This is a genomic window from Pseudomonas sp. NBRC 111123 (assembly GCF_001320205.1).
Lineage (GTDB): Bacteria > Pseudomonadota > Gammaproteobacteria > Pseudomonadales > Pseudomonadaceae > Aquipseudomonas > Aquipseudomonas putida_J.
In genome coordinates, this window is the sequence record NZ_BCAZ01000007.1 from 1 (window position 1) to 24,042 (window position 24,042).

Below are 24,042 nucleotides of genomic sequence, written 5' to 3' on the forward strand. Positions count from 1 at the left end.
AGCGGGTTTACCCGCGAATAGGCCCTCGCGGCCACTACCAAATCTGCCTATACCACTATCAGCGGCTTTTGCCCAAAAGCCACAGAACCTTCGCACAGCCTTCCTAGCATGGCCCTCACTTGTTCGATGAGGCCTTGCCATGAACCACGCCACCCCGGGCGCACAGATGAAAGTGCGCGGTATCCACAAACGTTTCGGTGCCTTCACGGCGCTGAACAATGTGTCCCTGGACATCGCCGCCGGTGAGCTGGTGTGCCTGCTTGGCCCGTCCGGTTGCGGCAAGACCACCCTGCTGCGCTGCATCGCAGGCCTTGAGCGCCAGGACCGTGGCGCGCTGTACATCGGTGAGCGCGACATCTCCGAACTGCCACCCCAGGCCCGGGACTACGGAATCCTGTTCCAGTCCTACGCACTGTTCCCCAACCTTAGCGTTGAAGCCAACATTGCTTACGGCCTGACCGGCAGCAGCCGCGACGAGAGCCGCCAGCGCGTGGCGGAAATGCTTGAGCTGGTTGGCCTGTCCGGTAGCGAAAAGAAGTATCCCGGCCAGCTGTCCGGCGGCCAGCAACAGCGTGTGGCCCTGGCCCGTGCGCTGGCGCCGTCGCCGTCACTGCTGCTGCTCGACGAACCGATGTCAGCACTGGATGCCCGCGTGCGTGAGCACTTGTGTACCGAGCTGCGCCAGCTGCAGCGCCAGCTGGGTATCACCACGTTGATGGTCACCCACAACCAGGACGAAGCCATGCTCATGGCTGACCGCATCGCGGTGATGAACAACGGCCAGGTCGAGCAATACGCGACCCCGCAGGAAATCTACGACCAGCCAGCCACGCCGTTCGTCGCCGAATTCGTCGGCCAAGGCAACTGGCTGCCGTTCCAGCGCAGTAGCGAGAGCCACGCCCAGGTCGGCGCCATGAGCATGCGCCTGGCAACCAACGCGGGTAGTGCCCGCAGTGGTCGACTGTTCTGCCGCCCAGAGGCAATCACCGTGAACCCAGTGGTGCATGAGGAGAACCTGTTCCCGGCCAAGGTCCGCGAAATCACCTTCCTTGGCAACCGCTGCCGCATGAGCTTCGAGCTCGAGGCGCTGCCGGGCCATGCCCTGCTCGCCGAACTTGCGCCCGAAGCCATGCCGCCCCTGGGCTCGCAGGACATCTGGGTGGCGCTGCCACCGCAGAGCCTGCAGGTGTTTGCCTGAGATGGCCGCGCCAATGTCTTTACCGCTGACCCCGACCAAGGATGCGCGACGCGGTGACGTCGCCCTGGGTGACCGCCTGTTCGTTGTCGGTGGCAAGAGCCTGCTGCTGATTCTTCTGCTGCTGGCCGTGGTGATGCCACTGCTGGCCATTTTCTGGAAAGGCTTCAGCGGTGAAGCCGGCCAGGGCGGTGGCGTATTGGCTGCCCGCGAACTGTTCGCCAGCGAAAACTTTCACTGGCTGCTCGGCAACAGCCTGTCGGTGGCCTTTACCGTGGCGGCGATCGTGGTGCCGTTGGCCTACCTCTTCGCCTACGCCTTGCAGCGCACGCTGATCCCGGCCAAGGGCCTGTGGCGCGGCATCTCGCTGCTGCCGTTGCTGGCGCCGTCGATGCTACCGGCGATTGCCCTGGTCTATCTTTTCGGCAACCAAGGCCTGTTGCGCAGCCTGCTCAGCCACAATATTTATGGCTTCTGGGGCATTGTCCTGGGCGAGGCCATCTACACCTTCCCCCATGCGTTGATGATCCTTCTCTCGGCTTTGTCGCTGGCCGACGCGCGGCTGTTCGACGCGGCGTCGAGCATGGGGGCCGGGCCGTGGCGGGCATTTCTCAGCATCACTTGGCCAGCCACGCGTCAGGCGGTGTTCGCCGCGTTTTGCCTGGTATTCACCTTGACCATCACCGATTTCGGCGTGCCGGTCGTGGTGGGCGGCGATTATCAGGTGCTGGCGCTGGAGGCCTACAAGGCGGTTGTCGGCCAGCAGCAGTTCGGCCGTGGCGCGTTGATCGGCATGGTATTGCTGCTGCCGGCGCTGTTCAGCTTCGGCGTCGATGCCTGGCTGCGTCGGCGCCAGGGCGAGGCGATGAGCGGCCGAGCCCAGGTGTTCGAGCCCAAGCCGTCGCGCTGCCGTGATGCCTGTTACCTGGCCATCGTGCTGCTGGTCTGCGCAGCCCTGCTGGTGGTAATCGGCATGGCGGTGTACTCGTCGCTGGTCACGTTCTGGCCGTACAACCTGACCCTGTCGTTCAAGCATTACCAGTTCGAGGACACCGCCGGTGGCGGCTGGCTGGCCTACCGCAACAGTGTGACCATGGCCCTGTGCACCGCACTGATCGGCAGCATCGTGATCTTCACTGGCGCCTACCTGATGGAGAAAACCCAAGGTCAGCGCCTGCTCAACCAGGCTCTGCGTCTGCTCAGCTTCATCCCCATGGCGGTACCGGGTTTGGTGCTGGGCCTGGGCTACGTGTTCTTCTTCAACCTCAGCGGCAACCCGCTGCACGTGTTCTACGGCGGCATGGCGCTGCTGGTGCTGTGCACCATCGCCCACTACCTGACCACCGCGCAGATGACCGCCGCCACCGCGCTGCGCCAGCTCGACGGCGAGTTCGAGGCCGCCGCGTTGTCGCTCAAGGCCCCGCTATACAAGCACTTCGTGCGGGTCACCGTGCCGATCTGCCTGCCGGCGCTGCTGGACATCATCCGCTACCTGTTCGTCTCGGCGATGACCACCGTGTCGGCGGCGATCTTCCTCTACAGCCCCGACACCCTCCTCGCCGCAGTCGCCGTGCTGAACATGGACGATGCTGGCAACGTCGGCGGTGCTGCCGCCATGTCGACCCTGATCCTGCTGACCAGCGCCGCCGCATCGCTGCTGCTGGCCGCGGCTTCCCGCGGCCTGCTGCGCCGCTCCCAGGCCTGGCGCCAGCGCGCGCCCGGCCAATGACTGCCTGCCCACACTGATAGGAAACGCATCATGTTCAAGCCCCTTGCACTTGCCGCTGCCGTATCCGCCGTCTTCAGCCTGCAGGCTTCGGCCGCAGCCACACAGCTGACTGTGTACACCGCGCTGGAAGCCGAGCAGCTCAAGAGTTACAAGCAGGCCTTCGAAAAGGCCAACCCGGACATCGAGATCAAGTGGGTGCGTGATTCCACTGGCATCATCACCGCCAAGCTGCTGGCAGAGAAGGAGCGCCCACAGGCCGACGCGGTCTGGGGCCTGGCCGCTTCCAGCCTGGCCATTCTCGACCACAACGGCATGCTCGAAGCCTACGCGCCGAAAGACCTGGGCAAGATCTCGGCGAACTACCGCGATGCGGCCAACCCGCCAGCCTGGGTCGGCATGGACGTGTGGGCCGCGACCATCTGCTTCAACACTGTCGAAGCCGAAAAGCAGGGCCTGACTAAACCCGTGAGCTGGCAGGACCTGACCAAGCCTGAGTACAAAGGCAAGATCGTCATGCCCAACCCGGCCTCGTCCGGCACCGGTTTCCTTGACGTCAGCGCCTGGCTGCAGACCTTCGGCGAGCCTCAAGGCTGGGCCTACATGGATGCTTTGCACCAGAACATCGGCCAATATGTTCACTCCGGCTCCAAACCGTGCAAGCTGGCGGCGGCGGGCGAGTTTCCGATCGGTATTTCGTTCGAGTACCCGGCCGTGCAGCTCAAGCGCCAAGGCGCGCCGCTGGATATCGTGCTGCCGAAGGAAGGCTTGGGCTGGGAGATCGAAGCAACTGCCGTGATCAAAGGCTCGCCCAAGGCTGACGCGGCCAAGCGCCTGGCTGATTTCTCGGCAAGCCCGGCGGCCATGGAGCTGTACAAGGACAACTTTGCCGTACTGGCCGCGCCAGGTATCGCCAAGCCACAGACCGAGCTGCCGGCCGACTATGAACAGCGCCTGATCAAGAACGACTTTGCCTGGGCCTCGAAGAACCGCGACGAGATCCTCACCGAATGGCGCAAGCGCTATGACGGCAAGTCGGAGAAAGTGGCGCAACAATAAGCCCAGGAGTGAAGCCCATGCCTACGCCATCCCAGATCATCGACAGGCTGTTCAGTTTGTATGAGCAGCATGGCAGCGACGACTACATCGGCGAAGCCATCAACCAGCTCGAACACATGTCCCAGGCTGCGCAGCTGGCCATGGCTGAAGGCTTCGATGATGAAGTGGTGCTGGCGGCGTTCTTCCATGACATCGGCCACCTGTGCGGCGGTGACGCCAGCATGGGCGGCTATGGCGTGGTCAGCCATGAGCGCATCGGTGCGCAATACCTGCGTCGTTGTGGCTTTGGCGAGCGCATGGCGCGGCTGGTGCAATACCACGTGGAGGCCAAGCGTTACCTGACCTTGCGCGAGCCTGGGTATTACCAGCGGCTGAGCGAGGCGAGCCGGCGGACCCTGGAGTATCAGGGGGGCGTGATGAGCGCAGCCGAGGCGGATACATTCGAGCAGGATCCGCTGTTCGAGGTGAGCTTGCGGATGCGGGAGTGGGACGAGATGGCCAAGGAGGTCGGGGTGCCGGTGATGGATCTGGCGCTGCTCAAGCAGAAGGCTCTGGCTTTGCTTTGAAGTTGCCTGCTCCGGCCTCTTCGCGGGTAAACCCGCTCCCACAAAGGGACCGCACACTTTTCGAAAGTTGTGCAGTCCCTTTGTGGGAGCGGGCTTGCCCGCGAAAGGGCAAGACCTGCTGAATCAGATCTGTGAAACGAGCGCCTCCAGCTGTTCCTGGCGCTCGGCCTGATTGAGCTTCGCCCCAGGGTTGAGGGTCGACCACTGCGGATGCGCCCGTGCCTTGATCAACGCCTCTGGCAGCTTGCCCTCACGCCAGGCCTTTTCATCCACTTCACCCAGCCGTATGCGGTCTTGCGCCGCATGCCCACGGCTATCCAGCGCTACCATCAAGTGCTGCTGACGCAACGCCAGCAGCCGCAGCACTGTGTCATCCACCGTCAGTTCGCGTTGCCCCTTCAGCTTGCCCATCAGCCTTGACCCATAGTTGCGCGCCGTCTGCAGCGCACCACCGGCAATGGCACCTGCCAGCGCTGCTGCGCCGAGGGTCAGGCCCCCAACCAGCAAGTCAACCCCGGCACCGGCAGCAGCCCCGGCCGCCACGCCGCTGCCCAGGCGCACACCCAGCAGTTTCAGAGTCTCGGGGTTGAAAAGATCATCACCCCAACGGCCATCCAGCAACGGCAAATCACCGGCATTGGCATCCTCCCGTCGGAAGGCATACAGCTTGAGCAATGCTTCTACGCAACGCTGTTCACGCTGGCGCACATCCTGGCGCAGTGCCTCGATGGCGCGCGCCTCGGCTACCGGCTCAGCCTCGACACTGCGGCGGCAGGCCGCGCAGTCGAGCAGCAGCTCGGCGATCAGCCGCTTGCCGCTTTGCTGGCGCGCCAGGCGCTGTGCCTGCTGGTCGTCGATCAGCCGTTGCAGGGCTGGTCGGGCGTCTTCCAACAGCAGTGCCAGGCTCTCGTACAGCCGGCGTTCGCCATCTTCTGGCGGGGCGACGCTATCGAACCGCACCAGTGCGTGAAGCCCAAGCCGGGCAAGGGCTTCACGCCATTCCGGCTCACGGTGCTGGCTGCTGGCGACGAAGTTGAGCACCGGCAACAACGGCTTGCCGCAGCTGGCCAGCACTTCCAGTTCGTCGCGGTACTTGGCCAGCACCGGCTCGCGGGCGTCAATGACATAAAGGCCAGCATTGCTCGCTAGCAACTGGCGCAGCACCTTGGCTTCCTGCTCGTAGCGCTGGCGCGCCTCGCTGCCCTGCAGGAAGCGTTCGAGGCGGGCTGGGCCGTCCAGGCGTTCACCGGGGCGTTCCAGGCGCTCGAGGTAGTCGAGCAAGGCGATGGCATCTTCCAGGCCGGGCGTGTCGTAGAGCTCGAGCAGCGGTTCGCCATCCACCGACAGCCGTGCGCCTTCGACGTGGCGGGTGGTGCTGGGGCGGTGTGAGACCTCGCCAAAGCCGACGTCACGGGTGAGCGTGCGCAGCAGCGAGGTCTTGCCGACGTTGGTGTGGCCAACCACGGCCAGTTTCAGCGGCTCAGTCATGGCCATGCTCCAGCCAGGTCAGGGGCGAGGTGTCGGCATGGGGCAGGCCGAGGCGGTCAAGGGCGTCGTGCCAGTCACCCAGGCGCTGGGCGTCCAGGGCTTGGCCGGGCGCTGCCTGAAGCAGCCAGATGCGAGTGGCGCCAGCATGGCGTGCCAGCTCTGCGAGCAGCGCCAGGCTGCCGCGGTCGGGCGAGCGGCGTGGGTCGCAGGCGATGGCCAGGCGCGCTGGCGGGAAACGGCTGAGCTGTTCGAGCAGCTTGTTGCGTGATTCGCGGTTGTCGAGCACGCCAGCGTCGGTCACGGCCTTGGGCAGGGCGGGCGGCCAAGGGTGCTGGTGGTCCAGCTCCAGGCCCACCAGCAGGGCGCCGCTACTGGTGCTTTCCAACTGGCCAGCCTCGAATTGTGGCAGCGCATCGGGGGCTGTATCCTGCACGCCGATGCGCTCGCTGCGGGGCATCAGGGCGTCGCGCAGCTGCGCGTAGCCGGGCAGGCTGAGGTCAAGCGTCAGCCGCTCACGGCCCTGGCGCCAGCGCCACAGGCACAGCCCGGCCAGCAGCAGGCGCGGCAGCAGGCCGTACACCAACACCACGCCGAGCAGCCAGCTGGCCCAAGCCTGGCGGGCGATATCCAGGGCGGGGAGGGTGTCGCCGCTGGCGCGGATCATGGCCTCGTCCGGTACGGCGAAACCAAGCAGCGAGGGCAGTGCGCCGAGGGCTTGGGTCAGGTGAATGAACGGGTCGGCGGCAAGCAGCGTGGTTTCCCAGACGAAGCCGTACCGGCGGGTAGCCAGCAAGGTCAGGAGCATGACCAGGGCGGCGAGCATCGCCAGTAGCCACAGCCCGTGTACTAGGGCACCCAGCAGCCAGCGGTTCAGGCGCTGGCGTTGCAGTAGCACCAACAGCGCTGGCGCCAGGTGCGCGGCCTTGGCATCGCGGGCAAAGCGTTCACTCAACCACAGCCACAGGCGACCGAGGCTGGCGCCGTGCTCGCCGCTCAAGGCAAAACCCACGGCCCAGCCCAGCAGCATCAGCAGGTTCAGCCCGAGTAGGCTGCCCAGGGCCCAGAACACGTTGACCGGGCGTTGCCCGTCGCCCAGGGCGGCGAAGGCCAGGCCTGCGCCGCTGAAAATGGCCAGCAGCATCAAGGCCAGCAGCGCCAGGCGGGCGCCCTGCTGCCAGTGGCGCAAGGCCGTGGTCATGCCATCGCGTTCGGCCAGCCACAGCGCACGGGTTTCGATGCGCGCCGCCAGGTCACCGCCCTGCTGGCGGGCGTGGCGGTTGGCCTCCTGGTCTTCCAGCAGGCCGGCATGTTCTTCGCGCAGGCGTACCGCTTCGGTGAGCCAGCGCTTGTCCAGTGGAGTCGGTGCAGTCACAGGGTCTTCCATTGCGTGGTTCAGGGCAGAAGCATAACCCACACGCCCGGTGCTATCCTCGCTGGCATGAATACATCACTCCCCCTCAGCCTGATCGCGGCTCACGCCGAGAACCGCGTGATCGGCATCGACAACTCCATGCCCTGGCACCTGCCGGGGGACTTCAAGTACTTCAAGGCCACCACCCTGGGCAAGCCGATCATCATGGGGCGCAAGACCTGGGATTCACTGGGCCGGCCGTTGCCGGGGCGGCTGAATATCGTGGTCAGCCGGCAGCCAGGGTTGCAACTGGTGGGCGCCGAAGTGTTCAGTTCGCTTGAAGCAGCGGTGACGCGGGCCGAGCAATGGGCGCGGGAGCAGGGCGTTGGTGAGCTGATGCTGATTGGCGGGGCGCAGCTGTATGGGCAGGCGCTGGAGAAGGGGCTGGTGAGCCGGATGTACCTGACGCGGGTCGAGCTATCGCCGCAGGGTGATGCCTGGTTCCCGGCGTTCGATGAGGGCCAGTGGAAGTTGCTGTCGAGCGAGGCGCAGGCTGAAGAAGGCAAGCCGGCTTACCACTTCGAGGTTTGGAACAAAGTTTGAGAATGCTGGGGCTGCCTTGCAGCCCTTTCGCGACGCAAGGCCGCTTCTACAGGGATACGCGTTTGCCTTGTAGGAGCGGCCTTGTGTCGCGAAAGGGGCGCAAGGCGCCCCCGGCGATTTGTCAGGTATGGCTTAGCTCGGCATGTTCATCGCCGCCCAGCACTTCCTTGTCGGTCTCTTTCAGCAACTGGCTGGTCACCACGCCCGCGGTCATCGAACCGTTCACGTTCAACGCCGTGCGGCCCATGTCGATCAGCGGCTCAACCGAGATCAACAGTGCCACCAACTCGACCGGCAGGCCCATGGCCGGCAGCACGATCAGCGCGGCGAAGGTCGCACCGCCACCCACACCGGCAACCCCCGCCGAACTCAGCGTCACGATCGCCACCAGGGTCGCTATCCACAGCGGGTCGAAGGTATCGATGCCCACCGCAGGCGCCACCATCACGGCCAACATGGCGGGATAGAGCCCGGCGCAGCCGTTCTGGCCAATCGTGGTGCCGAACGATGCACTGAAGCTGGCAATCGACTGCGGCACGCCCAGGCGGCGGGTTTGCGCTTCGATGTTCAGCGGGATGCTGGCGGCGCTGGAGCGGCTGGTGAAGGCAAAGGTCAGCACCGGCCAGACCTTGCGGAAGAAGCGCAGCGGGCTCACGCCGGTAGCGGCGAGGATGATCCCGTGGACCACGAACATCAGCGCCAGGCCCAGGTACGACACCACCACGAAACTGCCGAGCTTGAGGATGTCCTCCATGTTCGAGCTGGCCACCACTTTGGTCATCAATGCCAGCACGCCATAAGGCGTGAGCTTCATGACCACGCGTACCAGGCGCATCACCCAGGCCTGCAGGGTATCGATGGCCGACAGGGCGCGCTCGCCCTTCTGCGCATCGTCCTTGATCAGTTGCAGCGCGGCCAGGCCAACGAACACGGCGAAGATCACCACGCTGATGATCGAGGTCGGCTTGGCCCGGGCCAGGTCGCCGACCGGGTTGCTCGGGATGAACGACAGCAGCAACTGCGGGATATTCAGGTCGGCGACCTTGCCGACGTAGTCGCTGTGGATAACCTGCATCCGCGCGCTTTCCTGGGCGCCGGCCACCAGGCCTTCGGCGCTAAGGCCGAACAGGTTGGTCAGGACAATGCCGATCAGCGCGGCGATGGCGGTGGTCAGCAGCAGCGTGCCAATGCTCAGCACGCTGATGCGGCCCAGCGACGAGGCGTTGTGCAGGCGGGCCACGGCGCTGAGGATCGAGGCGAAGATCAGCGGCATGACGATCATCTGCAGCAGCCCGACGTAGCCGTTGCCGACCAGGTCGAGCCAGCTGATGGTGGCCTTGAGTACCGGGTGGCCAGCGCCGTAAATGGTGTGCAAGACCAGGCCGAACGCCACGCCCAGTGCCAGGCCCAGCAGTACTTTCTTGGCCAGGCTCCAGTTGGTGCGGCGGGTTTGCGCCAGGCCCAGCAGCAAGGCCAGGAACGCCAGCAGGTTGAGAGACAACGGCAGGTTCATTGAAGCTCCAGGAAAAAGCAGAAGAGGCATCGCCTCTGGTGAGCGATTGCGAACGGAAATGCTAACAGCCTGAAAACAAACGAATTTATACCCAAAAGTAATTTGCTTAGTCGCTAATGGAATAACAGCTTGTCGCGGATAGCAATGAACAAGGCGTTTAGAGTTGCATGCGGGTCGTTGTGAGGGCCTTTAAGGCGGGAATGTTGCACTAGCGTTTCCAGGTCATTTCAGGAGATCCGCACATGAAATTCGCTCCGAAAGCCCTCGCCCTTGGCTTGTCGCTGTTGTTCAGTGTCGAAAGCTTCGCTACCGAGCTCAAGCACTGGCCCGCCGATGCGGCCAGGCAGCTCGACGCCATGATTGCCGCCAATGCCCACAAAGGTAACTACGCGGTGTTCGACATGGACAACACCAGCTACCGCTACGACCTCGAAGAAGCGCTGCTGCCGTTCATGGAAAACAAAGGGCTGTTGACCCGTGACAAGCTCGACCCGTCGCTCAAGCTGATCCCGTTCAAGGACACTGCTGCGCACAAGGAAAGCCTGTTCAGCTACTACTACCGGCTGTGCGAGATCGACGACATGGTCTGCTACCCGTGGGTGGCACAGGTGTTTGCCGGTTTTACGCTCAAGGAGCTGAAGGCTCAGGTCGATGAGCTGATGGCCTCTGCCAAGCCAATCCCCAGCACCTATTTCGAAGGTGACCAGGTCAAGTCCATCGAGGTGCAGCCGCCGAAGGTCTTCACTGGCCAGGCGGAGCTGTACAACAAGCTGATGGAGAACGGTATCGAGGTCTACGTGATCTCGGCGGCCTCGGAAGAGTTGGTGCGCATGGTCGCTTCCGATCCCAAGTACGGCTACAACGTCAAACCGCAGAACGTGATTGGCGTCAGCCTGTTGCTCAAGGATCGCGCCAATGGCCAGCTGACCACGGCGCGCAAGCAGATCGCTGCCGGGCACTATGACGCCAAGGCCAACGAAGGACTCGAGCTGACGCCTTACCTGTGGACCCCGGCCACTTGGATGGCGGGCAAGCAGGCGGCGATCCTCACCTACATCGATGAATGGAAGAAACCGGTGCTGGTGGGCGGTGATACACCGACCAGTGATGGCTACATGCAGTTTCACGGTGTGGATGTGGACAAGGGCGGCATTCACCTGTGGATAAACCGCAAGGCCAAGTACATGGACCAGTTGAACGGGATGATCGCGAAGCATGCGGCGGCCCAGGCCAAGGAAGGGTTGCCGGTGACCGCAGACAAGAACTGGGTGATCGTGACGCCGGAGCAGATTCAGTAAAGGTCAGGATTGGATTTAAAGTGGCTGCAGCCTGGCAGATATGGATCCAATGACTATGGTTGATGGCCCATGGATATCATTTCTGCCAGAGGTTGCCAGTGGTTATTCGAGATCAGCAGTTCATCTACCATCTGACCAGCGTCGAAAATGTCCCTTCCATCATGCGGAGGGGCTTGCTTCCCAGAGCCCATCTGGAGGCGGGTTTCACCGATATCGCTGATCCTGAAATTATCGAAGGCCGGCGGGGCGAGGCTCTGGAACAGTTTGTGCCATTTCACTGGTTTGCGAAAAACCCCTTCGATGGCAGAGTGCATCATGACCGACCGGGCGAGCGTTTTGTATTGATTGCCGTGGCCAGGAGTTACGCTCGTCAGTCCAACTGGCGCGTGATACCAAGGCATCCATTGGCCGGTGGCGCTCTTGAATTACTGGATTATGAAGCAGGGATTGGAACGATTGACTGGGACATGATGGAGCGACGAGAGTATCGTGATCCCCTGTGCAGGCACATTTGCATGGCAGAGTGTTTAGCTCCGGGCCCAGTGCTGGCGGCCCAGTTTGCAAAAATCTATACGCCATCACCTGAAATCCAGCAAACCGTAGCGCGGGAGGCTAGGGGAGCGGGGATGGGCAATCTATGGATCGACTCGAATCCAAACATGTTCCCACCTAGATGATCTATTCCAGTCTCAACCCATCCAAGGCGCTCATCTGGCGAATTGTTCACCGCGATAACCTACCGTGGCTTCTGGATCATGGGCTGCATGCTGTGTCATCCGGTAAGTTTTCCAGCGCTTACGTTGGAATCGGCAATCCAGAGCTGATCAGCAAGCGAGCGCAACGCCACGTGCCTATAGATCCCAATGGGACGCTGGCAGATTATGTGCCGTTCTACTTCACCCCGTTCTCCGTGATGATGAAGAACATCCACTCGGGGTGGGGCGTTCCCCAGCGGAGGAACGAAGAGATCGTGATTCTTGTCTCCAGTCTGTACCATGCGCAGTCGCTGGGTCTGCGGTTTGTCTTCACGGACGCCCATGCCTACCCGCATTGGGCTGGCTACTACAGCGATCTCACGCAGCTGGACAAAATCGATTGGGGGATTTTGCAGCGCAGGGATTTCAAACGTGATCCTGATGACCCTCGAAAAATGGAGCGTTATCAGGCTGAGGCCCTTATCCATGGACATGTCCCGGTCGCTGGCCTTCTGGGAATTGTCTGCTACAACGAAACTTTGAAGAGTCGTGTCGACAAGGAGGTTCAGCAACGTCAGCTGAATCTTCCCGTGTATGCTCGCCCTAGGTGGTACTTCTGATGATCCGCTTTATGCAAGGTAACCTGCTGGAGGCCAAGGCCGAAGCGCTGGTTAATACTGTCAACACCGTAGGGGTGATGGGCAAAGGCATCGCGCTGATGTTCAAGGAGCGTTTTGCCGATAACTATCGCCAGTATGCTGCTGCTTGCAAAGCGAAAGAAGTAATTACTGGGAAGATGTTTGTCACTGAAGTGCGTGAGCTGGACGGGCCGCGCTGGATTGTGAATTTTCCAACCAAGCGGCATTGGCGCTCGCCTTCGCAAATTGGCTGGATCGTCGATGGTCTCCATGATTTGCGCAACTTCATTATCGAGAACCAAGTGGCATCGATTGCTATCCCTCCACTTGGCGCTGGCAATGGAGGCTTGCCTTGGGATACGGTACGAGAACAGATTCAGAGCGTTCTGGATGATCTGGATGCGGATATTATTGTTTTCGAGCCTACGGCAAATTATCAAAACGTTTCCAAGCGCTGTGGTGTTGAGAAGCTAACCCCGGCTCGAGCCTTGATTGCAGAGCTGGTGCGCCGCTACTGGGTGCTTGGGATGGAGTGCAGTTTGCTCGAAGTCCAGAAGCTTGCCTGGTTTCTAGAACGATCAATCGAGCGGTTCACGCCAGGCATCAACCCATTGGAGTTGAAGTTTGTTGCTCATAAGTACGGCCCTTACGCGAACCGGCTTGAGCATCTGCTAGACAACCTTGATGGTAGTTATTTGCACTGCGGAAAGCGAATCAGCGATGCGGGCCCTCTGGACGTGATCTGGTTTGATGAGGGGCGCAAGTCATTTGTGCAGGCGTATTTGAACAGTGAAGCCAAGGCGTATTTGCCTGCGTTGGAGTTCACTGCCGAATTGATCGATGGTTTTGAGTCTCCTTTTGGTATGGAGCTACTGGCTACTGTTGATTGGCTATTGCATGTAGATGGTGTAGAACCGACAGTCCCAGCAGTTCGCGAACATCTGAAAAGCTGGTCTGGAGGGGCAGGATCCGCTGCTCGAAAAAGCAAATTGTTTGATGACGAGTCACTTGGAATCGCTCTTCACAAGCTGTCAATGTTTTGCTCGGACACTGCTACCCCGTTTCATTGAACATCAATGAGCAATCAAAAAACCGGCGCTCAAGGCGCCGGTTTTTTTTTACGCCGTCAGAGCCTCACAGCCCTTCGAGCATTGCCTTGTTACGCACAGCACCCTTGTCGGCACTGGTTGCCAGCAGGGCATAGGCCTTCAGCGCGGTGGTCACCTTGCGCGGACGTACTTCAACCGGCTTCCAGCCTTTCTTGTCCTGCTCGATGCGGCGGTGAGCCAGCTCTTCGTCGCTGACCAACAGGTTGATCGAACGGTTCGGGATGTCGATCAGCACTTTGTCGCCGTCGCGCACCAGGCCGATGGCACCGCCAGCGGCTGCTTCAGGCGAGGCGTGGCCGATCGACAGGCCCGAGGTGCCGCCCGAGAAGCGACCATCGGTGAGCAGCGCACAAGCCTTGCCCAGGCCTTTGGACTTCAGGTACGAGGTCGGGTAGAGCATCTCTTGCATGCCCGGGCCGCCTTTCGGGCCTTCGTAACGGATGATCACGATGTCGCCGGCCTTCACTTCGTCGGCGAGGATGCCGCGCACGGCGCTGTCCTGGCTTTCGAAGATCTTCGCGGTGCCCTCGAACACGTGGATCGACTCGTCGACACCGGCGGTTTTCACCACGCAGCCGTCCAGGGCGATGTTGCCGTACAGCACAGCCAGGCCGCCTTCTTGCGAGTAGGCGTGCTCGAAGCTGCGGATACAGCCGTTTTCACGGTCGTCGTCGAGGGTTTCCCAGCGGGTCGACTGGCTGAACGCGGTTTGGGTCGGGATGCCGGCCGGGCCTGCCTTGAAGAAGGTGTGCACGGCCTCGTCATCGGTCTGGGTGATGTCCCACTTGGCGATGGCTTCTTCCATGCTGCGGCTGTGCACGGTCGGCAGGTCGGTGTGCAGCAGGCCACCACGGGCCAGCGAACCGAGGATGCTGAAGATGCCGCCAGCGCGGTGCACGTCTTCCATGTGGTACTTCTGGATGTTCGGCGCCACTTTGCACAGCTGCGGCACCTTGCGTGACAGGCGGTCGATGTCGCGCAGGTCGAACTCGACTTCACCTTCCTGGGCTGCCGCCAGCAGGTGCAGGATGGTGTTGGTGGAGCCGCCCATGGCGATGTCGAGCATCATGGCGTTCTCGAACGCCTTGAAGTTGGCGATGCTGCGCGGCAGCACCGACTCGTCGTTCTCCTGGTAATAGCGCTTGCACAGCTCGACGATGGTGCGGCCAGCGGTGAGGAACAGTTGCTCGCGGTCGGCGTGGGTGGCCAGGGTCGAACCGTTGCCCGGCAGGGCGAGGCCCAAGGCTTCGGTCAGGCAGTTCATCGAGTTGGCGGTGAACATGCCGGAGCACGAACCGCAGGTCGGGCAGGCGCTGCGCTCGTACTCGGCGACCTTCTCGTCGGAGGCCGTGGAGTCGGCGGCGATGACCATGGCGTCGACCAGGTCCAGGCCGTGGCTGGCCAGCTTGGTCTTGCCGGCTTCCATCGGGCCGCCGGAAACGAAGATCACCGGGATGTTCAGGCGCAGGGCGGCCATCAGCATGCCGGGGGTGATCTTGTCGCAGTTGGAGATGCAGACGATGGCGTCGGCGCAGTGGGCGTTGACCATGTACTCGACGGCGTCGGCAATGATTTCGCGGCTGGGCAGCGAGTACAGCATGCCGTCGTGGCCCATGGCGATGCCGTCATCGACCGCGATGGTGTTGAATTCCTTGGCCACGCCACCGGCGCGTTCGATCTCGCGGGCGACCAGCTGGCCCAGGTCCTTCAGGTGCACGTGGCCCGGGACGAACTGCGTGAACGAGTTGGCGATGGCGATGATCGGTTTCTTGAAGTCTTCATCCTTCATCCCGGTGGCGCGCCACAGGGCGCGGGCGCCGGCCATGTTGCGGCCTTGGGTGGAAGTCTTGGAACGATAATCAGGCATGAAACACTCCTGGCGGCTTAATCAGGTCACAAATAGGGGAGTGAGCTTCTCTTGTCCTTTGCGCCACAGGCCGGTTGCCACTGGCACGGATGGGGCCGAAGACCGCGCGGGATCGCCGCGTGCTTGGCCAGAGCTCATAAACCCGCCGGGGATGACTGGCGATGAATAGGCCGATTCTACACCGCTGGCGCGGCGAGGGAATGAAGATGTGCCTGGACGGTGGTTTGAGAGTGATTCCCGGCTGCTTGTAGGACGCCTCTGAAACGGTGCCTGCGTGGCAGACCCTGCCAATCGCGCTGGTTATCATCCTCCGCGCCGCATGTGCGGCTTCACGAGAAATCACCTCAATGGACCTTCCCAGTTTCAGTTCACCGCGAACTTGTAAATTGGCACTGAGCGCGTTGTCGCCAGGGCTTGCGAAGGCTTGAACCCCTGAGTTCGAGGTTTGCGGGTGCCTGCGTCGGCGCCTGGAGACTCGTATGTACTCTGTCTGCGCAAACTGCATTCGCTGTAAAGAACCACTCTCGCATGACCAGGCCAGCGAAGCGCTGGACAAGCTTCGCCAGGAGGCGACCGAAGACTTCCACAAAGGCGCATCGATCACCAATCACGTCGGCAACCTGCGCACTGCCACTGTCGGTCTGCTTTACCGCAAGCGGGTGCTGTGGCTGGTGCTGCTGGTGTTCGGCAACCTGTTTTCCGGCGCCGGCATCGCCGCCTTTGAAGAAACCATCGCCGCGCATATCGTGCTGGTGTTCTTCCTGCCTCTGTTGGTGGACAGCGGGGGGAATGCCGGGGCGCAGTCGGCCACCTTGATGGTGCGGGCGCTGGCGACGGGAGAGGTGGTCATGCGTGACTGGATGCGCATGCTGGGCCGCGAATGCGGGGTGGCGTTGGCGCTCGGCGGCACCATGGCCCTGGCGGTGGCATCGCTGGGAGCATTGCGAGGTGGCGCGGACGTTGCCTTGATCGTAGCCAGTAGCATGCTGGTGATCGTGTTGGTCGGCAGCCTGATCGGCATGAGCCTGCCGTTCCTGTTCACACGCCTGAAGCTCGACCCGGCGACTGCCAGTGGTCCGCTGGTGACTTCGATCGCCGATGCGGCGGGGGTGCTGGTGTACTTCGGGATCGCGTCGCAGGTGCTGGAAATCTGATACCGGTCTGGGGCGCATTGCGCCCCAGACCGCGCGGGTCAGCTGTTTGGCAGCAACCGGCAGGTGATGCTCTTGATGTAGCGGGTTTCGGCAATGGCCGGGTGCACGGGGTGGTCCGGGCCTTGGCCGCCGCGCTCCAGCAATTGCAAGTTGCGGTCCAGGTGGCGGGCGCTGGTCAGCAGGATATTGTTCAAGTCGTCCTCGGGCAGGTGCATCGAGCACGAGGCGCTGACCAGGATGCCGTCCTTGTTGAGCATGCGCATGGCCTGTTCGTTGAGACGGCGATAAGCCGCTTCGCCGTTTTTCAGGTCCTTCTTGCGCTTGATGAACGCGGGTGGGTCGGCAATGATCACGTCGAAGCGCTCTTCGGCGGCCTTGAGCTCGCGCAGGGCCTCGAACACGTCGCCTTCGATGCAGGTCAGCTTCTCGCTGATGCCGTTTAGCGCAGCGTTACGCTCGACGCCATCCAGGGCAAAGCCCGACGCATCGACGCAGAACACTTCACTGGCGCCGAATGCGCCGGCCTGCACGCCCCAGCCACCGATGTAGCTGAACAGGTCGAGCACGCGCTTGCCTTTGACGTAGGGGGCCAGGCGCGCGCGGTTCATGCGGTGGTCGTAGAACCAGCCAGTCTTCTGGCCTTCGCGTACCGGGGCTTCGAACTTGACGCCGTTCTCTTCCAGCGGGACCCAGTCGGGCACTTCGCCATAAACGGTTTCGACGTAGCGCTGCAGGCCTTCGGCGTCGCGGGCGGCGGAGTCGTTCTTGAAAAGGATGCCGCTGGGCTTGAGCACCTGAATCAGTGCTGCAATCACGTCATCCTTGTGCGCTTCCATGGTGGCCGAGGCCAGCTGCACCACGAGGATGTCGAAGAAGCGGTCGACCACCAGGCCCGGCAGCAGGTCGGAATCGCCGTACACCAGGCGGTAGCACGGCTTGTCGAACAGGCGCTCGCGCAGGGACAGGGCCACGTTCAGGCGGTGCACCAGCAACGACTTGTCCAACGGCAGCTTGATGTCACGCGACAGCAGGCGAGCGCAGATCAGGTTGTTCGGGCTCAGTGCGACGATGCCCAGCGGCTTGCCGTTGGCAGCCTCGAGTACTGCCTGCTGGCCGGCCTGGAAGCCTTGCAGCGGGGTCGCGGAGACGTCGACTTCGTTGCTGTAGACCCACAGGTGGCCGGCGCGCAGGCGGCGGTCGGCATTGGCTTTGAGGCGAAGGCTGGGCAGGGACATGACGTCGCTCCGGGAAAAAAGAGCGGGATTATAGCCTGTTGGCTGCCTGCGCGTCCCTTGTAGGAGCGGCCTTGCGTCGCGAAAGGGGCGCGTAGCGGCCCCAGGTTTGCAGCTTCGCAGCAGAAATTGCCGGGGCCGCTATGCGGCCCTTTCGCGACGCAAGGCCGCCCCACAGGGATTCAGTGGTTGGTCGCCTGGCGCGTAAGGGGGGTAGAATTCCCCGGTCCTTCACGAGTGTGCACGCATGTCCCAAGAACTCAGCGCCGAACAGATCCAGCAAGCCTTGCAAGGCATCACCATTCCGCCGCAACCGCAGATCATGGTCGACCTGCAGTTCGAGCAGTACATGCCCGACCCGGACCTGGATACCATCGCCAAGCTGATTTCCCAGGACCCGGGCCTGGCTGGAGCCTTGCTCAAGCTGGTCAACTCGCCGCATTTCGGCCTGGCGAACAAGATCGGCTCGATCCAGCGCGCGGTGAACCTGCTGGGCAGCCGTTCGATCATCAATCTGATCAACGCGCAGTCGATCAAGGGCGAGATGAGTGACGAGACCATCGTCACCCTCAACCGCTTCTGGGACACCGCTCAGGATGTGGCCATGACTTGCCTGACCCTGGCCAAGCGCACAGGTATCCAGGCTGCTGACGAAGCCTACACGCTCGGCCTGTTCCACGACTGCGGCGTGCCGCTGATGCTCAAGCGCTTCCCCGACTACATGCAGGTGCTGGAAGATGCGTACGCCAAGGCCGGTGAGGAAACTCGCGTGGTCGATACCGAGAACCGCGCCTTCAACACCAACCATTCTGTGGTTGGTTACTTCACGGCCAAGTCGTGGCGCCTGCCGGAGCACATCAGCGCGGCCATCGCCAATCACCATAATGCCCTGGCGATCTTCCGCGAGGACTCGTCGCGCAATACCCAGAGCCAGTTGAAGAACCTGCTGGCCGTACTGAAGATGGCAGAGCACATCTGCGCCTCGTACCGTGTGCTGGGCAACCAGAGCGTCGACCACGAGTGGCGTGTGGTCGGCCCACTTGTACTGGACTATATCGGCTTGTCGGATTACGACTTCGAGAACCTGAAACAGAACATTCGCGAGCTGGGTGGGCACTGATCGATGCCGGAATTACCTGAAGTCGAAACCACACGGCGCGGAATAGCGCCGCACCTGGAAGGCCAACGCGTCAGCCGTGTGGTGGTGCGTGACCGGCGCCTGCGCTGGCCAATCCCCGAAGACCTTGACGTGCGCCTGTCCGGGCAGCGCATCGTCAGCGTCGAGCGGCGGGCCAAGTACCTGTTGATCAACGCCGAGGTCGGTACCTTGATCAGTCATCTGGGCATGTCGGGCAACCTGCGCCTGGTGGAGCTGGGCTTGCCAGCGGCCAAGCACGAACACGTCGACATCGAGCTGGAATCGGGGCTGATGCTGCGTTACACCGACCCGCGGCGGTTCGGCGCCATGCTCTGGAGCCTCGACCCGTTCAACCATGAACTGCTGTTGCGTCTGGGGCCGGAGCCGCTGACCGACCTGTTCGACGGTGAGCGGTTGTTCCAGCTGTCGCGTGGGCGCTCGATGGCGGTCAAGCCTTTCATCATGGACAACGCGGTGGTAGTAGGGGTGGGCAACATCTACGCGACCGAGGCGCTGTTCGCCGCCGGAATCGACCCACGCCGCGAGGCGGGCGGGATTTCCCGGGCGCGTTATCTGAAACTGGCGAGCGAGATCAAACGGGTACTGGCGGCGGCCATCGAGCAGGGCGGGACGACCTTGCGCGATTTCATCGGCGGCGACGGGCAGCCGGGGTACTTCCAGCAGGAGTTGTTCGTCTACGGGCGGGGCGGGCAGCCGTGCAAGCTGTGTGGCACGGCCCTGCGCGAGGTGAAGCTAGGGCAGCGGGCGAGCGTGTTCTGCCCGCGCTGCCAGCGCTGAGGCCTGCTAGGCGGCCCATTCGCGGGTGAACCCGCTCCCACAAAGACTGCATCGTACCTGTGGGAGCGGGTTCACCCGCGAACAAGGGCGAAGCCCTTGCCAGGCGGCGCTCAGGCCTTGCCGGTGATACGGCGGTACTTGGCCATCAGCTCGTCTTCGGTTTCCGGATGTGCTTCATCCAGCGGGATGCAGTCGACCGGGCAGACCTGCTGACACTGCGGCTCGTCGTAGTGACCCACGCACTGGGTGCACAGGTTCGGGTCGATCACGTAGATCTCTTCGCCTTGGGAGATGGCCTCGTTCGGGCACTCGGGTTCGCAGACGTCGCAGTTGATGCAATCGTCGGTGATGATCAGGGACATGGGGACTCCGGCCGGGGCGCATCGCCCGGGCATGTTCAACGCTTTGGGCACAATTGTGCCGCATTCGCGCCCGCAGTGCACGCGGGCGCGATGATCAGGTGCGCAAGGTTACTTCTTGAAGCGCTCGGTGAGCGCCTCGGCCACCACGGGGTGGACGAATTTGGTGATATCTCCGCCCAAAGCGGCTATTTCCCGCACCAGCGTCGAGGAAATGAACGAATAACGTTCCGAAGGCGTCAGGAACAGGCTTTCGACGTCGGGCGCCAACTGCCGGTTCATGTTCGCCAGCTGGAACTCGTATTCGAAGTCCGACACCGCACGCAGGCCGCGCAGGAACACGTTCGCACCCTGTTCCTTGGCGAAGTGCGCCAACAGCGAGGAGAAGCCGATGACTTCGACATTGGGCAGGTGCTTGGTGACCTCACGGGCCAGCTCGACCCGTTGTTCCAGTGGGAACAGGGGGTTTTTCTTCGGGCTGGCCGCCACCGCGATGATCACGTGGTCGAACAGGCGCGAAGCGCGCTCGACCAGGTCACCATGGCCTTTGGTAATGGGGTCGAAAGTACCCGGGTACAACACTCGGTTCATCGCGTCATCCTGGCTGGAGTGCGTTGGGGAGTCGGATGGTAGCGCAGCGATTGCGCCCGGCCAAGTCATGCGGCCGGCTGATGGCACTATAGACAGGGCGCGTATTTGTTGTCATGCACTCTGTGCCAGGCGGGTGGCCAAGGCGTCGCTGAGCATGGCGCAGATGGCATAGACCGACAACTGCGGGTTGGCGCCGATGCTGGTGGGGAACAGCGAACCGTCATGAATCGACAGGTTTTCCAGCTGATGGTGGCGGCCCAGGCTGTCGCATACCGCCTGGCGTGGGTCCTCCCCCATTGCGCAGCCGCCCATGACATGGGCGCTACCCAGGCGGGTGCGAAACGGCTCCAGGCGCAAGGCGTCGATCATGCGTCGGGCCTCATCAAGGCTGGCTGCGGCGCTGGCATCACTGTGCACCGGGGTAACCTGCGCGGCGCCTGCAGCGAACTGGATTTGCGCCATGCTGTGGAAGGCGCGGCGCAGGCCTTCGCGCAGGTAGTCGGTTACCGGGTAATCCAGCACCGGCGAGCCGTCCCCGCGCAGCTCCACCGCGCCACCCGTGCTTTCGGGGTGAAAACCGTCTCGCAGCAATGCCAGCATCACGTGGGTGTGGGGGAGTTCTGCCATGCGCCTGGCATTTTCGCTGCCGTAGCCGCCGAGCAGGGTGCTGGCCAGGGCGGGATGCAAGGGGGGCACTTCCAGCTTGTAGCCCACTGGCCCATCGACACCGTCTTGCCACTGGAAGTGGTCGCTGTAGATCGATTGGGGAGCGCCGTAGTACGGGTCGATGCGCGTGTCGAATCGTGCTGCGCTGAAGTTGACCAGGTGCAGAAAGGTCCGTTTGCCCAGGCGGCCATGCGGGTCGGGTGCTTTGGAGCGCAGCAGCAAGGCCGGGCTGTTGATACCGCCACCGGCCAAGATGTAGTGGCGGGCGCGCACGCTGATCTGCCGGCCAGTGGGGTGTACCCCTTGAGCATCCAGCGCCTGGCACTGCAACCGGGCGATACGTTCGCCATTGTGTTCAAAGCGTTCGGCACGTGCGAGGTAGAGCAGCTCTCCGCCATTTTCCAGGGTCGCCGGAATGCGTGTGACCAGCATCGATTGTTTGGCGTTGACCGGGCAGCCCATGCCGCAGTAGCCAAGGTTCCAGCAGCCACGCACGTTGCGCGGTATCACCGCCCAGCGATAGCCGAGCTGTTCACAGCCTCGCCGCAGAACGTCGTTGTTGGCATTCGCTGGCAGCGCCCAGGGCAAGATGCCCAAGTCGTGCTCGATGCGCTCGAACCAGGGCTGCATTGCGTTCTCTCCCAGGCCCGTCACGCCATGCGCTGTGGCCCAGTGCGCCAGTGTTTGCGGGGGCGTGCGAAAGCTCGAGGTCCAGTTGATCAGCGTGGTCCCGCCGACTGCACGGCCCTGCAGAATGGTGATGGCGCCATCCTTGCTCATCCGCCCCAGGCCTTCCTGGTACAGGCTGGCGTAGGCCTCGCTCTCCAGCAGATGGAAGTCGCTGCTGGTCTTCAGCGGGCCTTCCTCGATCAGCAATACCTTGAAGCCTGCTGCGCTGAGCATCTGCGCGCTGGTGGCGCCACCGGCACCACTGCCGATCACGGCGATATCGGTCTCCAGCGTCAGGTCTTGCTCCAGGCGTGAGCCGTCATGGGTGATCCAGCCACGTTCGAGGCCTTGGCGAAACGGGTCGGTGACAGGCATTGAAGATGCTCTTGTTGTCAGGTCTTGGGTGGGCCGGGGTAGCCGCAGGCTGCCCAGGCTTGCGGGCACTCGTACCAGGCCATTTGCAGCAGTTGCAGCAGCGAGGCATGGCCCATGCGCAGCAGGTTGAGCGAACTGTCCTGCCAACGCTGCAGAAACGCCGTTACTTGCGCGCCGCTGGCGTGCTCCCAGCCGCCCCAGACCCCAGTCAGCGGGCCGCGGGTCAGCGGCAGGTTGAGCACATCGAACAGTTGCCGAGTGAGCTTGAGCATTTCCGGGGACAGTGCTGCCAGCTTGTGGTCAAGGCTGTGCAGCACCAACTCGTCGCTCGCTGCAGTGCCGGCGAGCACCACCGGAATCAGCGCAAGCAGGGCTGGCAAGTCATCGTCACGCAGCACCTGGAAACTGGCTGCGGGCGTTTGCTTGCTGCAGCCGACCAGGCTGGCGGTACTGAGGAAAAGGCTGGCGCCCAGGCTGAAGCGCAGCAGGTCGCGGCGCTGCATCAGCGGATGAACAGCTTGTAGACCAGGCGCTGCAAGGCCTTGCCATAGGGCGGGTAGATCAGCCGTGCGGCATTCAGGCGTTGCTTGGCCAGCACTGCCTTGGCCTTGCTGAAGGTCTGGAAGCCCTCGTGGCCATGGTAATGGCCCATGCCGGAAGGGCCGACCCCGCCGAACGGCAAATCGTCCTGGGCTACGTGCAAGAGCGTATCGTTCAGGCACACGCCGCCGGAATGGCTGTGCTGCAGCACGTGCTGCTGCTCGCCACGGTCGTAGCCGAAGTAATACAGCGCCAAAGGGCGGGGGCGTTGATTGATGTACGCCAGGGCATCGTCGAGGTGGTCGTAAGGGACCAGCGGCAGCAACGGGCCGAAGATTTCGTCCTGCATGACCTGCATGCCGTCGTTGACCCCGGTCAGCAGGTGCGGTGGCAGGCGCCGGCCCTGGCGCGGCTCATCGGGGTACAGGTCGAGCACCTGGGCACCCTTGCCGCGGGCGTCGTCCAGCAGGTGCTGCAGGCGCTGCAACTGCCGTGGGTTGATGATGGCGCTGTAGTCGGGGTTGTCGGCGATGCGTGGGTACATGCGCTTCACAGCGTTGCGGTAGGCGTCGGCGAAGTCGTTCAGGCGGTCACGTGGCACCAGCACGTAGTCGGGGGCGACGCAGGTCTGGCCGGCGTTGAGGGTCTTGCCGAAAGCGATGCGCTCGGCGGCGGTGCCCAGCGGTACGTTGGCCGAGACGATGGCGGGTGATTTGCCGCCCAGCTCAAGGGTCACCGGGGTCAGGTTCTGCGCGGCTGCCAGCATGACCTGGCGGCCGATGCTGGTGGCGCCGGTGAACAGCAGGTGGTCGAAGGGCCGCTTGGCGAACGCCTGGCCAACCTCGACTTCGCCCAGTACCACGCTGACCAGGTCCTCGGGAAACACCCGTTCCAGCAAGGCTTTAAGCGCCAGCGCGCTGGCCGGGGTGGACTCGCTGAGCTTGAGCATGACCCGGTTGCCAGCAGCCAGGGCTCCGGTCAGCGGGCCAATGGCGAGAAACAGTGGGTAGTTCCATGGCACGATAATGCCTACCACGCCCAGCGGCTGGTACAGCACGCGGGCGTTCGCCGGCTGGAAGGCCAGGCCTACGGCACGCCGGGCCGGGCGCATCCAGCGCTGCAGGTGGCGCTCGGCATGGCGAATGCCTTGCATCGACGGCAGCAGTTCGGCCAACAGCGTCTCGTCGGCACTGCGGCCGCTGAAGTCGGCATCGATTGCTTCGATCAGCGCTTGCTGGTCCGCCAGCAACGCTTCGCGCAGGCTTTTCAGCCACTGCCGCCGCTGCGCCGCTGGCGGCATGGGGTTGCCGGCAAAGGCCTGGCGCTGAGCGGCGAACGTCGCTTCAAGGTCGGTGTCGGAATGCACAGGAGGCAAGGCGATGGGCGAGGTCACGGCGGTCTCTCGTCAGGGC

General features: G+C 62.9%; 22 protein-coding genes. 12 read left to right on the forward strand and 10 right to left on the reverse strand.

Annotation, left to right across the window (positions count from 1 at the left end):
• Positions 1-139 precede the first annotated feature (139 nt).
• Genes APH27_RS05850 through APH27_RS05865 form a run of 4 tightly spaced genes read left to right on the forward strand, consistent with a single transcriptional unit; the run spans position 140 to position 4,546 of the window.
• Positions 140-1,198, forward strand: a complete 1,059-nt coding sequence (locus APH27_RS05850; protein ID WP_060484249.1) for a putative 2-aminoethylphosphonate ABC transporter ATP-binding protein — start codon at positions 140-142, stop codon at positions 1,196-1,198.
• A 1-nt stretch (position 1,199) separates the two neighbouring features.
• Positions 1,200-2,924, forward strand: coding sequence for a putative 2-aminoethylphosphonate ABC transporter permease subunit (locus APH27_RS05855; protein ID WP_060484250.1), 1,725 nt, complete (start codon positions 1,200-1,202; stop codon positions 2,922-2,924).
• Positions 2,925-2,954: 30 nt separating this feature from the next.
• Positions 2,955-3,980 carry a putative 2-aminoethylphosphonate ABC transporter substrate-binding protein gene (locus APH27_RS05860; protein WP_027920944.1) on the forward strand — a complete coding sequence of 342 codons (1,026 nt, stop codon included), beginning with the start codon at positions 2,955-2,957 and terminating at the stop codon, positions 3,978-3,980.
• Positions 3,981-3,997: 17 nt separating this feature from the next.
• Complete coding sequence (locus tag APH27_RS05865) at positions 3,998-4,546, forward strand: phosphonate degradation HD-domain oxygenase (protein ID WP_027920945.1); 549 nt, start codon at positions 3,998-4,000, stop codon at positions 4,544-4,546.
• Between the two features lie 123 nt (positions 4,547-4,669).
• Here the strand turns inward: APH27_RS05865 and APH27_RS05870 are convergent, their stop codons facing one another.
• Both APH27_RS05870 and APH27_RS05875 read right to left on the reverse strand, forming a co-directional pair.
• On the reverse strand, positions 4,670-6,034 hold the full coding sequence (locus APH27_RS05870) for a GTPase/DUF3482 domain-containing protein (RefSeq protein ID WP_027920946.1): 1,365 nt from the start codon (positions 6,032-6,034) through the stop codon (positions 4,670-4,672).
• Positions 6,027-7,418 carry a DUF2868 domain-containing protein gene (locus APH27_RS05875; RefSeq protein ID WP_060484251.1) on the reverse strand — a complete coding sequence of 464 codons (1,392 nt, stop codon included), beginning with the start codon at positions 7,416-7,418 and terminating at the stop codon, positions 6,027-6,029. Before APH27_RS05875 ends, APH27_RS05870 begins: the two co-directional genes overlap by 8 nt.
• A 54-nt stretch (positions 7,419-7,472) precedes the next feature.
• Here APH27_RS05875 and APH27_RS05880 point away from each other — a divergent pair, with 54 nt between their 5' ends.
• Positions 7,473-7,988, forward strand: a complete 516-nt coding sequence (locus tag APH27_RS05880) for a dihydrofolate reductase (protein WP_060484252.1) — start codon at positions 7,473-7,475, stop codon at positions 7,986-7,988.
• A gap of 121 nt (positions 7,989-8,109) precedes the next feature.
• On the opposite strand, the gene APH27_RS05885 is transcribed toward APH27_RS05880, so the two are convergent.
• Positions 8,110-9,501: an L-cystine transporter gene (locus APH27_RS05885; protein WP_060484253.1), complete on the reverse strand. Its 1,392-nt coding sequence runs from the start codon at positions 9,499-9,501 to the stop codon at positions 8,110-8,112.
• Positions 9,502-9,743: 242 nt separating this feature from the next.
• Between APH27_RS05885 and APH27_RS05890 the strand changes: the two genes are divergently transcribed.
• The 4 genes from APH27_RS05890 to APH27_RS05905 all read left to right on the forward strand — a co-directional run bounded on the left by APH27_RS05890 (position 9,744) and on the right by APH27_RS05905 (position 13,202).
• Positions 9,744-10,799, forward strand: a complete 1,056-nt coding sequence (locus APH27_RS05890; protein ID WP_060484254.1) for a phosphorylcholine phosphatase — start codon at positions 9,744-9,746, stop codon at positions 10,797-10,799.
• Positions 10,800-10,861: 62 nt separating this feature from the next.
• Positions 10,862-11,476 carry a DarT ssDNA thymidine ADP-ribosyltransferase family protein gene (locus APH27_RS25660; protein WP_256250554.1) on the forward strand — a complete coding sequence of 205 codons (615 nt, stop codon included), beginning with the start codon at positions 10,862-10,864 and terminating at the stop codon, positions 11,474-11,476.
• On the forward strand, positions 11,473-12,114 hold the full coding sequence (locus APH27_RS05900) for a DUF4433 domain-containing protein (protein WP_060484256.1): 642 nt from the start codon (positions 11,473-11,475) through the stop codon (positions 12,112-12,114). Before APH27_RS25660 ends, APH27_RS05900 begins: the two co-directional genes overlap by 4 nt.
• Positions 12,114-13,202: a macro domain-containing protein gene (locus APH27_RS05905; protein ID WP_060484257.1), complete on the forward strand. Its 1,089-nt coding sequence runs from the start codon at positions 12,114-12,116 to the stop codon at positions 13,200-13,202. The genes APH27_RS05900 and APH27_RS05905 overlap by 1 nt, the downstream gene beginning before the upstream one ends.
• Positions 13,203-13,266: 64 nt before the next feature.
• Here APH27_RS05905 and ilvD read toward each other — a convergent pair whose 3' ends face one another.
• Positions 13,267-15,108: a dihydroxy-acid dehydratase gene (gene ilvD / locus APH27_RS05910; protein WP_027920951.1), complete on the reverse strand. Its 1,842-nt coding sequence runs from the start codon at positions 15,106-15,108 to the stop codon at positions 13,267-13,269.
• A 479-nt stretch (positions 15,109-15,587) separates the two neighbouring features.
• On the opposite strand from ilvD, the gene APH27_RS05915 reads away from it, so the two are divergent.
• A complete protein-coding gene (locus APH27_RS05915) occupies positions 15,588-16,262 on the forward strand; it encodes a magnesium transporter (protein WP_256208144.1) in 675 nt (224 codons plus the stop codon).
• Positions 16,263-16,300: 38 nt separating this feature from the next.
• On the opposite strand, the gene APH27_RS05920 is transcribed toward APH27_RS05915, so the two are convergent.
• Positions 16,301-17,497, reverse strand: coding sequence for a class I SAM-dependent rRNA methyltransferase (locus APH27_RS05920; RefSeq protein WP_027920952.1), 1,197 nt, complete (start codon positions 17,495-17,497; stop codon positions 16,301-16,303).
• 298 nt (positions 17,498-17,795) lie between these two features.
• Here APH27_RS05920 and APH27_RS05925 point away from each other — a divergent pair, with 298 nt between their 5' ends.
• Positions 17,796-18,614: an HDOD domain-containing protein gene (locus APH27_RS05925; protein ID WP_177326728.1), complete on the forward strand. Its 819-nt coding sequence runs from the start codon at positions 17,796-17,798 to the stop codon at positions 18,612-18,614.
• 3 nt (positions 18,615-18,617) lie between these two features.
• Positions 18,618-19,430, forward strand: a complete 813-nt coding sequence (gene mutM, locus APH27_RS05930) for a bifunctional DNA-formamidopyrimidine glycosylase/DNA-(apurinic or apyrimidinic site) lyase (RefSeq protein WP_027920954.1) — start codon at positions 18,618-18,620, stop codon at positions 19,428-19,430.
• 110 nt (positions 19,431-19,540) lie between these two features.
• Here the strand turns inward: mutM and APH27_RS05935 are convergent, their stop codons facing one another.
• The 5 genes from APH27_RS05935 to APH27_RS05955 form a co-directional block, all read right to left on the reverse strand.
• Complete coding sequence (locus tag APH27_RS05935; protein ID WP_008095804.1) at positions 19,541-19,792, reverse strand: YfhL family 4Fe-4S dicluster ferredoxin; 252 nt, start codon at positions 19,790-19,792, stop codon at positions 19,541-19,543.
• Between the two features lie 108 nt (positions 19,793-19,900).
• Positions 19,901-20,380 (reverse strand): pantetheine-phosphate adenylyltransferase, encoded by a 480-nt coding sequence (gene coaD / locus APH27_RS05940; RefSeq protein WP_027920955.1) that lies wholly within the window; start codon positions 20,378-20,380, stop codon positions 19,901-19,903.
• Positions 20,381-20,491: 111 nt separating this feature from the next.
• Complete coding sequence (locus tag APH27_RS05945; protein WP_060484258.1) at positions 20,492-22,090, reverse strand: GMC family oxidoreductase; 1,599 nt, start codon at positions 22,088-22,090, stop codon at positions 20,492-20,494.
• Between the two features lie 17 nt (positions 22,091-22,107).
• A complete protein-coding gene (locus tag APH27_RS05950; protein ID WP_027920957.1) occupies positions 22,108-22,593 on the reverse strand; it encodes a hypothetical protein in 486 nt (161 codons plus the stop codon).
• Positions 22,593-24,023 (reverse strand): coniferyl aldehyde dehydrogenase, encoded by a 1,431-nt coding sequence (locus APH27_RS05955; RefSeq protein ID WP_060484259.1) that lies wholly within the window; start codon positions 24,021-24,023, stop codon positions 22,593-22,595. The genes APH27_RS05950 and APH27_RS05955 overlap by 1 nt, the downstream gene beginning before the upstream one ends.
• Between the last annotated feature and the right edge of the window lie 19 nt (positions 24,024-24,042).

Bases quoted from the DNA above. Each gene is read 5' to 3' on its own strand.
- APH27_RS05850 (WP_060484249.1), top strand. From the start codon at position 140: ATGAACCACGCCACCCCGGGCGCACAGATGAAAGTGCGCGGTATCCAC.
- APH27_RS05855 (WP_060484250.1), top strand. From the start codon at position 1,200: ATGGCCGCGCCAATGTCTTTACCGCTGACCCCGACCAAGGATGCGCGA.
- APH27_RS05860 (WP_027920944.1), top strand. From the start codon at position 2,955: ATGTTCAAGCCCCTTGCACTTGCCGCTGCCGTATCCGCCGTCTTCAGC.
- APH27_RS05865 (WP_027920945.1), top strand. From the start codon at position 3,998: ATGCCTACGCCATCCCAGATCATCGACAGGCTGTTCAGTTTGTATGAG.
- APH27_RS05870 (WP_027920946.1), bottom strand. From the start codon at position 6,034: ATGACTGAGCCGCTGAAACTGGCCGTGGTTGGCCACACCAACGTCGGC.
- APH27_RS05875 (WP_060484251.1), bottom strand. From the start codon at position 7,418: ATGGAAGACCCTGTGACTGCACCGACTCCACTGGACAAGCGCTGGCTC.
- APH27_RS05880 (WP_060484252.1), top strand. From the start codon at position 7,473: ATGAATACATCACTCCCCCTCAGCCTGATCGCGGCTCACGCCGAGAAC.
- APH27_RS05885 (WP_060484253.1), bottom strand. From the start codon at position 9,501: ATGAACCTGCCGTTGTCTCTCAACCTGCTGGCGTTCCTGGCCTTGCTG.
- APH27_RS05890 (WP_060484254.1), top strand. From the start codon at position 9,744: ATGAAATTCGCTCCGAAAGCCCTCGCCCTTGGCTTGTCGCTGTTGTTC.
- APH27_RS25660 (WP_256250554.1), top strand. From the start codon at position 10,862: ATGGCCCATGGATATCATTTCTGCCAGAGGTTGCCAGTGGTTATTCGA.
- APH27_RS05900 (WP_060484256.1), top strand. From the start codon at position 11,473: ATGATCTATTCCAGTCTCAACCCATCCAAGGCGCTCATCTGGCGAATT.
- APH27_RS05905 (WP_060484257.1), top strand. From the start codon at position 12,114: ATGATCCGCTTTATGCAAGGTAACCTGCTGGAGGCCAAGGCCGAAGCG.
- ilvD (WP_027920951.1), bottom strand. From the start codon at position 15,108: ATGCCTGATTATCGTTCCAAGACTTCCACCCAAGGCCGCAACATGGCC.
- APH27_RS05915 (WP_256208144.1), top strand. From the start codon at position 15,588: ATGTACTCTGTCTGCGCAAACTGCATTCGCTGTAAAGAACCACTCTCG.
- APH27_RS05920 (WP_027920952.1), bottom strand. From the start codon at position 17,497: ATGTCCCTGCCCAGCCTTCGCCTCAAAGCCAATGCCGACCGCCGCCTG.
- mutM (WP_027920954.1), top strand. From the start codon at position 18,618: ATGCCGGAATTACCTGAAGTCGAAACCACACGGCGCGGAATAGCGCCG.
- APH27_RS05935 (WP_008095804.1), bottom strand. From the start codon at position 19,792: ATGTCCCTGATCATCACCGACGATTGCATCAACTGCGACGTCTGCGAA.
- coaD (WP_027920955.1), bottom strand. From the start codon at position 20,380: ATGAACCGAGTGTTGTACCCGGGTACTTTCGACCCCATTACCAAAGGC.
- APH27_RS05945 (WP_060484258.1), bottom strand. From the start codon at position 22,090: ATGCCTGTCACCGACCCGTTTCGCCAAGGCCTCGAACGTGGCTGGATC.
- APH27_RS05950 (WP_027920957.1), bottom strand. From the start codon at position 22,593: ATGCAGCGCCGCGACCTGCTGCGCTTCAGCCTGGGCGCCAGCCTTTTC.